The sequence below is a fragment of the Clostridioides sp. LIBA-6822 genome (genome assembly GCF_056688955.1).
Genome location: NZ_CP196995.1, coordinates 530,108 through 546,457 on the forward strand (window position 1 = coordinate 530,108; position 16,350 = coordinate 546,457).

Genomic DNA, 16,350 nt, shown 5'->3' on the forward strand with positions numbered 1-16,350 from the left:
TACATGAGAGGGGGAAAATATTATGTCAGATACAAAAAGTGAAGTGTCTAAGAAAACGTTAAGTAAGAGGGATGTAATAAAATCATGGCTAAGATGGTTTTTCTTTGCACAGTCTAATTATAATTATGAAAGGTTACAATCAACTGCATTTTCACATTCAATGTTACCAGTACTTAAAAAATTATATCCAGATAAGGAAGAGTTAAAACAAGAAGTTGAAACTCATTTGGCATTTTTTAATACAGAGCCTATATGTGGATGTGTTATACATGGAATAACAATAGCAATGGAAGAAGAAAAAGCTAATGGTGCAGATGAGATAAGTGGCGATGGTATGAATGCCATAAAAACAGGCCTGATGGGTCCATTAGCAGGTATTGGTGATACTCTAACTCAGGGAGTTATAACACCAATAGTATTAGCTGTTTGTATTGGTTTAACTGAGGGAGGAGCATCAATTGCAGGACCTATACTATTTGTAATAGCTCAATATGTAATAATGACTTCAATTTCTTTTGGAATGTGGACAAGTGGATATAAGTATGGTAAAAAAGCTGTTGAAAGTATACTTCAAGGTGGAATAGTAAATAAGGTTATAGAAGGAGCTTCTATACTAGGAACTTTAGTTATGGGAGGGCTTGTAGGTAGATTTATTAATTTATCCACACCAATAAGTTATACTAGTGGAGATTTTAAATTTAGCCTTCAAACGGATTTACTTGATAAGATATTCCCAGGACTAATTCCTTTGGTGCTTACCTTATTAGTACTTTTTGCTTTAAAGAAAGGTCTTTCTCCAATAAAAATAATGTTTATATTAATAGTAGTGGGAGCTATTACAGGTATTGTGGGATTATTTTAAATATATATACTATATAGTCAAAGAGGATTATAAATAGGTTGATTAAGTTTATAAGAGAGTAGTAAAAAGTATAGTGATTAGGGTAATTAAATTTATAATAGATTGATTTTTAAGGTTATACAAGCTACACAGAGTATATAATCTTTTAAAAAGTATCTCAGAAAGATTTTTAATCTAGATGAGGTACTTTTTTATTTGGATATAAAATTTTAAGTTGACTCAAAAAGATAGCAATTATATGTAATCAATATATTATAAATAATTGTAAACTTCTTGTAACATGTATTTTATATAATTGAAACAATGGATATAATATGAAATATGATAATAAATTTTAGGGGTGTGAATAGATGAACATATTAATTGCTGATGATGAAGTTAGCATGCTTAAGATACTTTGTGCATATTTTAAAAAGGAAAACTTTAATGTACTTACTGCAAAAAATGGAGAAGAAGCATTAGATATTTTTTATGAGAATAAGATAGACCTAGCAGTACTAGACTGGATGATGCCAATAATTGATGGAATAGAGGTCTGCAAAGAGATAAAGGAAAATAGTAATACAAAAGTTCTTATGTTGACGGCCAAAAGTCAGAGTGAAGATGAAATAGAAGCACTCAATATAGGAGCAGATGAATATATTAAAAAACCATTTGACCCTAGAGTTTTGATAATAAGGGCTAAGAAATTAGTAAATTATAAAGATACAATTAATATTAAAGATTTAAAAATAGATTTTGGTGCAAATAAAGTTTTTAAAAATGAGAAAGAGCTGATATTGACTAAAAAAGAATTAGAATTAATGCGTTGTTTAATTAATAATAAGGGGATTGTTTTATCTAGGGAGAAACTTTTAGATTTAGTATGGGGCTTGGATTATGATGGGGATTTTAGAACAGTAGATACTCATATAAGAAGGTTAAGGGCGAAAATAGGGGAGGACATAATAAAAACTTACAGAGGGTTAGGGTATAGTCTGGAGGATTTTGATGACTAAACTAAACAAAAAATTGTCCATAAGCATATCTATAGTAGTTGTAGCTGTTTATATAATGTCTATAACTATAAATAGTATGTTTATTCATAGATATTATTTACACGAGAAAAGAAATGTATTGGATAATATTGCAGATAAAATCAAACATAACGATATAAATAAATTAAAATCAGATATTGATTCGATTGAAGCAAAAAATAATACAGCTATTGTATATATAGAATTAGATAAGAATTACAAAGATAAAGGTAATATAGATAAAATAAATCAAGATTTGTTAAGTGAATTTTGGAAGAAAGGTCTAAGTTTAAATAAATTTTGGATTGAAGAAGATAGCTTAAAAAATATTGATAATAAAAGTATAAATAAAATATATAATCAGGGTAAAACGAAATATAGTTTACTTGTAAAATTTATGAAGAAAGATAATTACTTGTTTGCCATATCTATACCTATAGAACATTCTGAAGAAACTATTGGGATTGTAAATAGGTTTAATATAATTATGGGAATCTTTTCAGTAGTCATAATGACTATACTTATATTTATATTATCAAACAGAATTATAAGACCTATGGAAAAATTAAAGCTTCTATCTAAAGATATATCTGAATTAAATTTTAGGACTGAAGCAATAAAAACTAATGATGAAATAGAGGAATTAGCTTATAGTATAAACATAATGAGTGTAAAACTTGAAAAAGCACATAATGAATTGAATAAGAGAAATAAGAATCTAAAATCTTTTATATCAGATGCATCTCATGAAATGAAAACTCCAATAGCACTCATAAAAGCATATGCGATAGGGATGAAAGATGGGTTGGATGATGGTACCTATACTGATACGATAATTGAGCAGGCAGAAAATATGACTAATACAATAAATACTCTTTTATATTGGGCAAAATATGAGAAAAGAGAAGTTAATTTGCATCCAGTGGACTTAAAGGAGAGATTGTATAAAAGTTTAAAAAACTATGAGCTTTTAATTGATAGAGGTAGTATAAAAGTTAAGTGTAGTATAGATGATAAAGAACTTAGAATAAGTTCAGATAAAGATAGTATAGATATGGTATTTAATAATTTGATTAGCAATGCGATAAAGTATACTAGTAATAATGAAATAGAGATTAATCTTTTTAAAGAGAATGAGAATGTTGTGTTATCTATAAAAAATGGTATAGATTATGATATGGAAGATGATATTGAGAATATATGGAAGCCTTTTTATGTTTTAGAGAAGTCGAGAAGTAAAGAACTTTCTGGCACGGGTCTTGGTCTTACTATAGTGAGAACTATACTTGAAGAAAATAATTTTGGATACAGGGTTGAAATTTGTGATGGAATGATAGAATTTTATATTATCTTTATAAAAGTAATTTAAATTTAAATTAAAATATAAAGAATAATTAAAAAAACATCATAATTATTTATTTTTCATATGGATAAAATTGGTTATTTAATATATAATTACAAGTATAAATAATAAAATTTATTTGCAAATAAAGTAGTACTTTTAATTCTAAAGGCTACTTTTTTTGTGCAAAATTCTCTTTTTTACCACAATTCATTAACAAAAAAATTAAATTCACTTTAAAATCTAAATTTACTAATTTTTCAATTAATTAGAAAACTTCTTTATTCCTTTATGATAACTGCAATATAAAAAAATAGTAAATAAATTATATATTAATTATGAAATCATTATAGTTAGAAAACCTCTTTAAAATTAGGCATTAAGTATCCCTTAGAATTAGAACGGGAACAAAGCTGAAAAATTTAAGTGTTATCAAATGGACAAGGGGGAAAAATATAATGAAAATACCAAAGAAGATTGCTGCTATGCTTACAGTTACAATGATAGCTGGAAGTTCAACAGCAGGGATAGCTAGTGCACAAACTGTAGCAACAAATTTAACAGGACAAGAAAGATATGAGACTGCTGTTAAAATAAGTCAAGATGGATGGAAAAATGCTGATGAAGTAGTAGTAGTAAATGACTCATCTATAGCAGATGCCTTATCTGCAACACCATTTGCAAAGGCAAAAAATGCTCCAATACTTTTAACAGGTAAAGATAAATTAAATGATAAGACAAAAGCAGAAATACAAAGATTAAAAGCTAAAAAAATATACTTAATAGGTGGAACTTCTGTATTAAGTACAAATATAGAAAAACAAATAAAAGATTTGAAAATATCTTTTGAAAGAATCTCTGGATCTGAAAGATACCAAACATCATTAGAATTAGCTAAGAGATTAGATGCTATAAGTGATGTTAAGAAAATAGCTGTAGTTAATGGCGAAAAAGGACTTGCAGATGCAGTAAGCGTGGGAGCACCAGCTGCTCAAAATAATATGCCAGTAATACTTGCTGATTCTAAAAATGGAACAGCAGCTGCAGATAAATTTATAAAAGATGCAGGAATAACTCAATCTTATGTAGTTGGCGGGGAGAGTTCAGTTTCTGAAGCTGTTAAAAATAAACTGCCAAATAGTACAAGATTAGGTGGAACAGATAGAAATGATACAAATGCAAAAGTAGTAAAAGAATTCTATAAAAAGACAGATTTAAAAAATGCATATGTAACTAAAGATGGTATGGCTAAACAAGACCAACTTATAGATGCATTAGCAGTAGGTGTATTAGGAGCTAAAAACCAATCACCAGTAGTTCTAGTTGGAAAGAATTTATCAGCTTCGCAAAAATCTTTAGTAAACTCTAAGAGTTTTGACAAAATAACTAAAGTTGGTGGAAATGGCAATGAGACAGCATTTAATGAAATGAAATCATTACAAGAAGTAAGCACAGTTGAAGCTAAAACAATTTCTGAGTTAAAATCAGCTGTAGATAAAGCTACTGCTAATGATGTTATAAACTTTAAACCAACTAGTGAAGTTAAAGAAGCATTTACAATACAAACTGATAAAGCAGTAACAGTAAACTTAAATGGTACATATACAAAGACTGTAACTATCAATATGCCTAATGGGGATGTAAACAACTATGCAAAAGTAGATGATGTAGTTATAGATGATGTAAAAGATGGAACTTTCATTAACTATGGAAAAATAACTAACTTAAAGGTTAATGATAAAAATGGAGCTAAGATAGAGAATAATTCTAAAGGTGAGATTGGTAGTTTAACAGTAGCATCTGGAGCAAGTCAAGTAAAAGTGACTAATGGTGGAAAGATAACTACAGTTACAAATAATTCTAAAGGAACTACTATAGATAATAAGGGTACAATAAGTACTGTTAAAGGAGATAATTCTCCATCTATAAGTGGAAATAATCCAAGTTCTAACTCATCAGGAGGAAGTTCATCAAGTGGAGGAGGTTCACATGGAGGAGGTTCTTCTTCAGGAGGAAGTTCTTCTAGTCAAACATCAGTAAATAATGAGGCAGCAAAAATAACAAGTGTGACTGCACCAGCAAAAGATGCGACTAAATTAACTATGCCATCAGTATCAAGTGGATATACAATAAAGATAAAATCATCAAGTGATGAGAGTGTAATAAAAAAAGATGGAACAATATTACCACCAAATACAGCAACAACAGTAAAATTAGTGTTTACAGTAACACATACATCAAGTGGAAAGACAGCAGATACAAAGGAAATTTCTGTAACAATACCAGCAAAATCAACTGATGAAGAATTACAAACAGCAGTAAATAATGAGGCAGCAAAAGTAACAAGTGTACCTGCACCAGCAAAAGATGCGACTAAATTAACTATGCCAACAGTAGCAAGTGGATATAAAATAGAAATAAAATCAGCAGGTGATGAGTCTGTAATAAAAAAAGATGGAACAATAATACCACCAAATGCAGAAACAACAGTAAAACTAGTGTTTACAGTGACACATACATCAAGTGGTAAAACAGCAGATACATCAGAAATAGATGTGGTAGTACCAGCAAAATCAACAGATGGAGAATTACAAGCAGAAGTGCAAGCAGAGGCAGATAAAATAACAAGTGTAACTCCACCAGCACAAGATGCAACAACATTAACTATGCCAACAGTAGCAAGTGGATATACGATAAAAATAAAATCATCAACAAATGAAAGTGTTATAGCGACAGACGGAACAATAGCGCCACCAGATGCAGAAACAAAAGTAAAATTAGTATTTACAGTAACACATACATCAAGTAGTAAAACAGCAGATACAGCAGAGATAGAGGTAACAGTACCAGCTAAAACAGCTGTAGATGCGGAGCAATTAGCAGTAAACGCAGAGGCAGATAAAATAACAAGTGTAACTCCACCAACACAAGATGCAACAACATTAACTATGCCAACAGTAGCAAGTGGATATACGATAAAAATAAAATCATCAACAAATGAAAGTGTCATAGCGACAGACGGAACAATAGCGCCACCAGATGCAGAAACAAAAGTAAAATTAGTATTTACAGTAACACATACATCAAGTAGTAAAACAGCAGATACAGCAGAGATAGAGGTAACAGTACCAGCTAAAACAGCTGTAGATGCGGAGCAATTAGCAGTAAACGCGGAGGCAGATAAAATAACAAGTGTAACTCCACCAACACAAGATGCAACAACATTAACTATGCCAACAGTAGCAAGTGGATATACGATAAAAATAAAATCATCAACAAATGAAAGTGTCATAGCGACAGACGGAACAATAGCGCCACCAGATGCAGAAACAAAAGTAAAATTAGTATTTACAGTAACACATACATCAAGTAGTAAAACAGCAGATACAGCAGAGATAGAGGTAACAGTACCAGCTAAAACAGCTGTAGATGCGGAGCAATTAGCAGTAAACGCAGAGGCAGATAAAATAACAAGTGTAACTCCACCAACACAAGATGCAACAACATTAACTATGCCAACAGTAGCAAGTGGATATACGATAAAAATAAAATCATCAACAAATGAAAGTGTCATAGCGACAGACGGAACAATAGCGCCACCAGATGCAGAAACAAAAGTAAAATTAGTATTTACAGTAACACATACATCAAGTAGTAAAACAGCAGATACAGCAGAGATAGAGGTAACAGTACCAGCTAAAACAGCTGTAGATGCGGAGCAATTAGCAGTAAACGCAGAGGCAGATAAAATAACAAGTGTAACTCCACCAACACAAGATGCAACAACATTAACTATGCCAACAGTAGCAAGTGGATATACGATAAAAATAAAATCATCAACAAATGAAAGTGTCATAGCGACAGACGGAACAATAGCGCCACCAGATGCAGAAACAAAAGTAAAATTAGTATTTACAGTAACACATACATCAAGTAGTAAAACAGCAGATACAGCAGAGATAGAGGTAACAGTACCAGCTAAAACAGCTGTAGATGCGGAGCAATTAGCAGTAAACGCGGAGGCAGATAAAATAACAAGTGTAACTCCACCAACACAAGATGCAACAACATTAACTATGCCAACAGTAGCAAGTGGATATACGATAAAAATAAAATCATCAACAAATGAAAGTGTCATAGCGACAGACGGAACAATAGCGCCACCAGATGCAGAAACAAAAGTAAAATTAGTATTTACAGTAACACATACATCAAGTAGTAAAACAGCAGATACAGCAGAGATAGAGGTAACAGTACCAGCTAAAACAGCTGTAGATGCGGAGCAATTAGCAGTAAACGCAGAGGCAGATAAAATAACAAGTGTAACTCCACCAACACAAGATGCAACAACATTAACTATGCCAACAGTAGCAAGTGGATATACGATAAAAATAAAATCATCAACAAATGAAAGTGTCATAGCGACAGACGGAACAATAGCGCCACCAGATGCAGAAACAAAAGTAAAATTAGTATTTACAGTAACACATACATCAAGTAGTAAAACAGCAGATACAGCAGAGATAGAGGTAACAGTACCAGCTAAAACAGCTGTAGATGCGGAGCAATTAGCAGTAAACGCGGAGGCAGATAAAATAACAAGTGTAACTCCACCAACACAAGATGCAACAACATTAACTATGCCAACAGTAGCAAGTGGTTATACAATAAAAATAAAATCATCAACAAATGAAAGTGTTATAGCGACAGACGGAACAATAGCGCCACCAGATGCAGAAACAAAAGTAAAATTAGTATTTACAGTAACACATACATCAAGTAGTAAAACAGCAGATACAGCAGAGATAGAGGTAACAGTACCAGCTAAAACAGTAACAACTGTATCATCTTTATTAGGGAGAATAGCAGTGAATATTTTTAACCTTAATAAATAGAATTAATATATGAAAGAGGTTGTAAGTAAATTTACATAAAAGTAAACTTACTTATACCTCTTTTTTATGTTAAATTAGTAAATTTAAAATCAGATTCATATTAAATTTTGAATATTTTAAATAATTAAAAATGAGGTATATATAGTTAGAAACGATATAATAGAAATAATATTTCTTATGAAAATACAAGAATATTTGCAAGATATTGGAGTAATGTTTGAATAAATTTATAAAATAATATGAGAATTGAGTATTTAGAAAAAATTTAGTGTAACATTATTTTCTAGGTATTACTACTTTAGAAAACTAATTTAAAACTTCACATAATTTTCATATGAATTATCTATTAAATTCACACACAAGAGTTATTATATAAACATAGAAGATAGTAAAACTAGCTTAAAAACATAATATAATACCCTATACAAAATAGTGGCAACTCTCCCTCACATCCTCAATTGTTGCCACTATTTTAATTTTTTGTATAAAACAAAAAACCCCACCATAAAGTGGAGTCTCTCATAAATCTCATCTAACCTAAGCCTTAAAACAAACAGAATTTTTAACCTCAAGCTTTCTATTTATCTTAGCAACCTTAATCTTAATCTTATCCTTCAAAGGAATACATCCTATATTACTTTCACTTTTCACATCAACACTACCAACAAACTTACCAGAATCATTATAATACTTTGCAACACCAACAATATCTCCCTTATGAATAGGATAACTCATATTTTTAAACACTATCTTAGGATGGATATTCTCATTATCTGAAACAACTCCATATAAATCTTTATCGACCTTAACAGTTATCTTAAAATCATCAACACCATCAACACAAGGAGTTTCTATAACATCTCCCTTATGAGCTATCTTCTTAGAATAGAAATTATCTTTACCATACTTCAATAAAGTAGCAGAAGAAGAAATTCTATTCTTTTTATTACCATCGCCAAGGACAACACCTATTAATCTATGATTTCTTTCATTTTTAGCATCTTTAGGTACCATCATAGAAAATGCAAGACAATATCCAGCATTATCTGTATAACCTGTCTTTATTCCATCAACACCAGGAACTGAAACAAGTAGTGGATTTGTGTTATAGTGTGTAAAATCTTTCTTAGTATCATTATACACTTGCATAGTAGTTATTCTAGTAACTTGATTTTCATAATGGTCATACATATACTTTCCAAGCTCGACTATATCATGAGCTGTTGATATATTCTCAATAGGTGCTTCCTTATGCTCTGGGTCAGTATATATAGGAAGCCCATTTGGATTAAAATAATACGTATCAATCATTCCTATTTCTTCAGCTTTCTTATTCATCATATTTACAAAATTCTTTTCAGTTTTACCAACATACTTTGCTATAGCCATAGCAGCATCATTTCCTGATACAAGCATAAGACCTTGCATAAGCTCTCCTAGAGATATTTCATCACCATCTTTAAGTTTACAAGTAGACCCACCTACTGAAGCTGTAGACTTGTCTATCTTTACCATATCAGTTTCTTTTACTTGATTCTTATTGACTGCTTCTATTGCAAGTAAAAAAGTCATCATCTTACTTAAACTTGCTAGAGGCATCTTTTCATCACTGTTTTTTTCAAATAATATTCTTTTAGTTTCCTGGTCTATAAGTAGTGCAGCTCTTGAAGAGTTTGGTACTGGTGGAGTATCTGCAAACGCAAATCCAGGAGTTATAAATATAAAAATTAATGCAAGTACTATTAACTGTTTAATTTTTCTTTTCAAAATCTCATCCTCCGTTTCATATATTAATTAACATGCACAAAGTAGGTGCTGTAAGTTTTATTTATCTAGATACTCATTAATCATATCTATTATATAAGCAATTTCTTCATCTGGTATTGAAATATTAAAATAAGCTTCTGTTGGCTTAAAGGCCTCATGTATTAAATTATACAATTCATAATTTTTACTAATTAACTCATTAATGTTATTATATGGAAAATTTGTATTTTTAAAACATCTTTCTATCATAAAAGAACAGTGAAGTATATATCCTAGCTTAAACTTACTTTTTAGACCTTCATCTATTAATTCTATTAGTGAAAATAATGATGAATTGACATAGTTGAATAACTTAACTGAGTCTAAAAGCTCTAAGTTTTGAGACATAAAATTTATTATTAAGCTGTTATATGATAGATTTGTTTCTTTTATATTAGTAATACTATTGGCGTTAAATGTACCTTCTATTATCTTGTTCAACATATCTAGACCATACCCATTTAGGAGTTCCTCTATGTGTATAAATGGGGTATTAGCTACATTAAAATCTACACTGCCAACAACTGCCAAGATTTTAGTATTACTAAATTTATTCCTATACATTTTAAAACTCTCTATATTATGAGGAACTAAATTAATATTGTACTTATTGATACTTTTAAGTGAAGAGTTTATAAAATCTGCTATCTTCATAGCTGAACCATAACCCGTTATACAAGTCGTTATTATGGCATACTCTCTTGATTTCTCAGGATAATTTATTTCTGTTGAGTCAATTGCAGCTCGTCCAATATATGGATTTAAAGAACTTAAAGAATTAGCTAATTCATCCAAAGTCATTTCTGGTAGTGTACTTTTTCTTACTGCTTCTAAAACTATTGGGGTAGACACCATCTCAATAGAACGTATTCTAATTTTTGTTTTTTCTGAAATAAGTTCTCCAAAAGCTATAAGAGAGCCCATATCTGTTAAAAGAAGCACTCCCTTGCCTTCATCACATTCTTTTACCAATTCTATAGCTTTATCGAGTATAGTACTTACCTTTACATCAAGAGGCATGTCAATTGCATTACAGTGATTTGTACCAAGTAATGAATTTGCTACATCACACATACTACTGGCTGTTGAATTTCCATGAGCAAGTATTATGACACCTATACTTTCAGATTGATTATTTGGTTCAAGATATGTGCTATTTAGGAACATGGATATAAATTTTACCTCATCTTTAGGTAAAGATGTTTGTAAGTCGTTTTCAATTATACTTAAAACTATTTTAGCTATATTTAAATCTTTATCTAAGAAAATTTTATCATTATATAGATTGTACTTAGGATTATATGTGTCTTGATTTATATTTTCTATAAGTGCACTTATATGCATTGAAAGAGCGATATAAGTTTGTTTTGTGTATTTGTTTCTCGATATTTTTTCAGCTTCTTTTAAAGAATGTTCAACAGCATAGTAAATCTTTGGATTAATTACCTTAAAAATTTCATTACTTGTATAATCAGAGTGAGTTACTGAAGATATTGAAAGTAATTTTGTAGAGTATTTCTCCATGTAATTTATAAACATACTCCTTATATCATTTTCTAGATAAGGAATCTCTGTAGAATATTTAAACCCATTATTTGGTGTATCTATATTGTATTTAGACAGTTCTTTTGTATATTCAACCTCTAAATTGTTACCATTAAATTCATAAAAAAGCATGTAATCAAGTTCTGATAATTTATTTAGATTACTGCGATTTTCATTCAATTTTAAAAGACCAGTATAGATGTAATCAGGAACAAGGGACAAATCTATTTCTATATTCTCTTTTAAACCAGTCTTATAATTTAAAAAGGCTCTTGCACTCATAAGTTGTATGTCAGATTTAAGTTGACCAATATTACCAAAACAATCATAGAGAAGTAAAGATTTAATTACATCTTTGTGAACTCTTATAGTTGCATTAGTATATTTAGATTCTATAATAAAGAAATATTTAATAAGAGATAATCTTTCTTTTAAGGACCTATCCTGTAAAGAAGGTAGGTTAATTGTAACTGGGATTCTTCTTAAAAAAGTCCCAAGTAGAGAAGAATGTATATCTTCTGTTGTGGCACACACAATAAAAACAGTAGCTTTATGTACGATATCAGATTCTCCTAATCGTCTGTATATGCCTTTGTCCATCAAAAGAAAAAGCATCTCTTGACCTTCTGGGGGTAATCTATGTATTTCATCTAAAAATAATATACCTCCATCAGCCTGTGTGACTATCCCGAATTTATCCTTATTAGCACCAGTAAAAGAACCTTTAACATAACCAAATAAATTACTTAAGAGTAAGTTAGCATTCTCTGCATATTCAGCACAGTTAAATACAACAAATTTACTTTCAGAAGAAAAGACACTACTTTCTACAGCATATTTGTACATTGTTTCAGCAAATGTACTTTTTCCAACACCAGTAGGTCCTATGAGTAATGTATTAAGACCTTTTGGAGGATAGAGTATAGCAGATTTAGCTTTTTCTATAGCTAACTTAAGACTAGAATCGTGTCCAAGTAATGTTGAAAAAATATCTTCTGAATCATTTTTACTTGATTCAAGCAGTTCATTACAATTACGTATAGAAAACTCAGAGCTGTCTAAAGTATGACCAATTAAATTTTCAATAATTCCAGCATGTAAAAACAAAATGGGTTTGCCAGGTATCTTTATAACTTTTTTTTCATTAAATAAGTTATTTAATTCTTTACTGGTATTACTTCTATCAAGAGATGAATGGTTAGCAACTTCTATTGTAGTAAATCCAGTTTTATCTGATTGAAGGTCTTTTAAAGTTATATTTTCACATAATTTATGTAGTGATAATAGAACCTTATCTTTTCTTAGCATATATTGCCTCCTTTCTTTATATTTAAGTTATATTTAAGTTATATTAAATATATTATAATATATATTCAGTATTAAAATAAGGTTTATAGTGGATATTTTGTATTTTACTTTTTAATATGTTGTTTTGTGTAATGGATGATGTTAAAATAAGAGTTGCATTATATTGGATATAGATTTTTATGAATTTAAGTAGAATATTATGTTGTTACATAAATAAATATGAGTTTTTTAGTATATATCTACCATAAATTAATATATGAAGTATCATTTATTGATGTATGGTAGATATATATGAAGCAATATGAAAGTAACTTATAAAGTTATGGATAATTTACATAGATAAATTTACAAATTATATTTTGTATCATAAGAGTGATGTTTTATACTATAAATATACAGCTATTACGTTGATGTAAAATTTATAGAAATTTAAAAATCAAAAAATTGGAAAATAGATAGTTTTATTGCAGAGAAGTCTGTACAATTTAAAAGATTATATCAATGGTTGAAAGTGTTTGTTATATATTATTCAGCCATTTTATGCTGTAAATAACTTTAAAATTTAGTTTTGACAAGCATAAAAAACAAATTTTTTCATAAAATGTAAATATTGGATATTGTTTATTTAAACTAGTTTAAATAAACAACATCTTGTAATAAAATATGAATAATACTATAAAAGAATGGGAGATATGTTTTGTGGATATAGATAGAATTTTAAACTTTTCCTCAAACGCAGGTAAAGCTATGTTGCAAAGCGGAGGAGAAACTTATAGAGTTGAAGAAACGATAGCTAGAATATGTCAATCTTTTGGGATAGACCATGTAGACGTATTTGCGACTCCAACAGCTGTAATGGCGTCTGTGTTTGTAGATGGAAAATTACATTCAGCAATTAAAAGAATAAGTTCAAGAAGAGTAGACCTAAATCTGGTTCACGAGGTTAATTCATTATCAAGGGCAATAAGTATAAATAATTTAGACATTGAACTATGTGAGAAAATTTTAGACGAGATAAGTGAAGATAATTACTATTCAGATTTGATAACAATATTTTTTGCAGGTATTGCAGCAGCAACTTTCTCTATACTATTTGGAGGAAATATAGAAGAGTTTATAGCCGCATTTACTGTGGGAATTCTGACTAAGTTCGTTACCATGTACTTAAATAAATCATCATTAAATGATTTCTTTGTAAATGCAATTGGGGCAGTTATTATAGCCCTTTGTTCTATTATAATCTTGAAGCTTGGGTTTATAAAGACGATAGACCATCTGATAGCAGGAGCGATAATGTTATTAGTCCCTGGTCTAGCGCTGACTAATGCTTTAAGAGATTTATTGGATGGACAATTGATTTCTGGTCTTGCAAAGTTGGCAGAAGTATTTTTTATAGGTGTATCTATAGCAGTAGGAATGTTCTTGGTACTTGGATTGTACTTCAAGTTAGGGGGGATATAAATGCATTTATTTATAGAAGTAATAGCAGCTTTTTTTACAGCCTTAAGCTTTGGAGTACTATTTAATATGAAAGGAAAGAATTTGATACTGTCAGGGATAGGTGGGAGTATTGCTTGGTTTTCATATAAATTTTGTTTGAATATGGGAGTAACCGAAAATCTATGTTTCTTTATAGCTACAGTATGCTTTGCAATATATTGCGAGTTATGTGCTAGGATTTATATGACTCCAGCAACTACATTAAGTGTATGTTGCTTAATAATATTAGTACCAGGCTATGGAATATATAATACTATGTATTCTGCCTTGACAAACAATTATATCAAAGCAGTAGAGTATGGTGTAAGTACATTATCCTGTGCAAGTTCAATTGCGTTGGGACTAGTATTTATAACTACAGTATTTAGAAAAGTAAACTTATATGGAATGTTTACAAAAATAAAAGAAAATGAAAAACATAAGAAGGGTATAAATAAAATTAAGCCACAAAAATAGAAAAAATTGACTTTTAGGTAAAAGGATGATAATATAATAACATAAAATAGAATAAGAATATCCAAATTAGATAAGATATTCTTATTCTATGGAAATAGTTTTTTTTTATTTCAAAAAACTGACAACTTGCATTATGGGTGTAAGTTTTAGTGTTCAGTTTGTACCAAAAAATTTGTACCAATGCTAGAAACCTTAATTTAAATTAAAAGGGGGAAGATTTCAAGATGGAAAAGCTGTCGGATAAGAGAAGAGTCAAGGCAGTAAGTATGGAAACCTTCGTATTTATTGTACTATTGGCGGTAGGATTTGGATATGTAGGAAGCATCATGGGTGCAGGTATGATGTTTAAAGTAATAATGAGTACAGCACATGCGCTTTTATTAGATACAGTATTTTTAATAATGGCTATGGCAGTTCTTGCAGGTGCACTTAGTGCATTGCTTTCAGAATTCGGAGTAATATCTTTAGTTAATAAGATATTTAAAGGTCTTATGAGACCTATATGGGGCTTACCTGGTGCTAGTATAGCAGGAGTAGTTGCAACATATTTATCTGATAATCCAGCTATTATACCATTTGCTAAAGACAAAACATTTACACAATATTTTAAGAAGTATCAGATACCTGCTTTATGTAACTTAGGAACAGCCTTTGGTATGGGGCTTATTGTAACAACTTTTATGATAGCTCAAGGTAAAGAATATGTACTACCAGCTATAATAGGTAATGTTGGGGCAATAATAGGTAGTATTATTAGTGTTAGAATTATGTTGACTTTTACTAAAAAGTATTATAATTATGACCCTAAAAGCGATACTGAAAAGCAAGTAAATGAAAAAGGTACAAAAATTGAAGAGTTTAGAGAAATAAGAGATGGTAATGTATTCCAAAGAGGATTAGATGCTATACTTGAAGGTGGTAAGCTAGGTGTTGAAATGGGTATGGCTATAATACCAGGAGTTTTAGTAGTTTGTACATTAGTTATGTTATTAACTTTTGGACCATCTACAGACCCTGCTACAGGTCAAGCTGTTTACACAGGTGCTGCATATGAAGGTATAAAATTATTACCTGCTATTGGTGATAAAATTAGTTTCATAATAGAGCCATTATTTGGATTCACATCACCAGAAGCAATAGCATTCCCTGTAACTGCATTAGGAGCTGTTGGAGCAGCGATATCTTTAGTACCAGAATTTATAAAATCAGGTGCTATAACTCCTAACGATATAGCAGTATTTACAGCAATGGGTATGTGTTGGAGTGGATACCTAAGTACACATATAGGTATGATGGATGCTTTAGAAGCAAGACCATTGGCTGGTAAAGCAATACTTTCACATACAATAGGTGGTTTATGTGCAGGTATATGTGCCCACTTTATATTTATGCTCGTTGGATAAGAATGTTCTAGAAATCAAATATTAAGATATTATAATTTATAAAATTGAATAAACTAGTAATTTAAGTATGTAAAATTAAATTAGTAATTTAAATATATAGAGGTGCTGTTTTGAAATCGAGATTTACTTTCATTTTAAGACAGCACCTTTTAGTAATTTAAGTACATTAATTAAATGTATTGATTGAATTTATTATGATAAAATTGTATTATATACA

At 30.0% G+C, this 16,350-nt stretch carries 9 protein-coding genes; 7 read left to right on the forward strand and 2 right to left on the reverse strand.

All coding sequences use genetic code 11. The features are described 5' to 3' along the window. Positions 1-22: 22 nt before the first annotated feature. The 4 genes from ACTG48_RS02855 (at position 23) to ACTG48_RS02870 (ending at position 8,115) form a co-directional block, all read left to right on the forward strand. Entirely contained in the window at positions 23-862 is an 840-nt protein-coding gene (locus ACTG48_RS02855) for a PTS system mannose/fructose/sorbose family transporter subunit IID (RefSeq protein WP_479918068.1), read from the forward strand. A gap of 350 nt (positions 863-1,212) precedes the next feature. After that, the gene (locus ACTG48_RS02860) at positions 1,213-1,860 is read left to right on the forward strand and encodes a response regulator transcription factor (protein ID WP_479918069.1); all 648 of its coding nucleotides are present in this window, start codon (positions 1,213-1,215) and stop codon (positions 1,858-1,860) included. Next, positions 1,853-3,247, forward strand: coding sequence for a HAMP domain-containing sensor histidine kinase (locus ACTG48_RS02865; RefSeq protein WP_479918070.1), 1,395 nt, complete (start codon positions 1,853-1,855; stop codon positions 3,245-3,247). Before ACTG48_RS02860 ends, ACTG48_RS02865 begins: the two co-directional genes overlap by 8 nt. A 431-nt stretch (positions 3,248-3,678) precedes the next feature. Then, positions 3,679-8,115 (forward strand): cell wall-binding repeat-containing protein, encoded by a 4,437-nt coding sequence (locus ACTG48_RS02870; RefSeq protein ID WP_479918071.1) that lies wholly within the window; start codon positions 3,679-3,681, stop codon positions 8,113-8,115. 537 nt (positions 8,116-8,652) lie between these two features. On the opposite strand, the gene ACTG48_RS02875 is transcribed toward ACTG48_RS02870, so the two are convergent. Next, positions 8,653-9,882 (reverse strand): D-alanyl-D-alanine carboxypeptidase family protein, encoded by a 1,230-nt coding sequence (locus tag ACTG48_RS02875; RefSeq protein WP_479918072.1) that lies wholly within the window; start codon positions 9,880-9,882, stop codon positions 8,653-8,655. Positions 9,883-9,939: 57 nt separating this feature from the next. Beyond that, the gene (locus tag ACTG48_RS02880) at positions 9,940-12,774 is read right to left on the reverse strand and encodes a sigma-54-dependent transcriptional regulator (protein ID WP_479918073.1); all 2,835 of its coding nucleotides are present in this window, start codon (positions 12,772-12,774) and stop codon (positions 9,940-9,942) included. A 699-nt stretch (positions 12,775-13,473) separates the two neighbouring features. Here ACTG48_RS02880 and ACTG48_RS02885 point away from each other — a divergent pair. The 3 genes from ACTG48_RS02885 to ACTG48_RS02895 all read left to right on the forward strand — a co-directional run bounded on the left by ACTG48_RS02885 (position 13,474) and on the right by ACTG48_RS02895 (position 16,133). Further along, positions 13,474-14,235 carry a threonine/serine exporter family protein gene (locus ACTG48_RS02885; RefSeq protein WP_065388354.1) on the forward strand — a complete coding sequence of 254 codons (762 nt, stop codon included), beginning with the start codon at positions 13,474-13,476 and terminating at the stop codon, positions 14,233-14,235. Further along, positions 14,236-14,730: a threonine/serine exporter family protein gene (locus tag ACTG48_RS02890; RefSeq protein WP_479918074.1), complete on the forward strand. Its 495-nt coding sequence runs from the start codon at positions 14,236-14,238 to the stop codon at positions 14,728-14,730. It begins immediately after the preceding gene. A gap of 224 nt (positions 14,731-14,954) precedes the next feature. Beyond that, the gene (locus ACTG48_RS02895) at positions 14,955-16,133 is read left to right on the forward strand and encodes a CD0519/CD1768 family membrane protein (RefSeq protein WP_021383178.1); all 1,179 of its coding nucleotides are present in this window, start codon (positions 14,955-14,957) and stop codon (positions 16,131-16,133) included. The last annotated feature ends 217 nt before the right edge of the window (positions 16,134-16,350 follow it).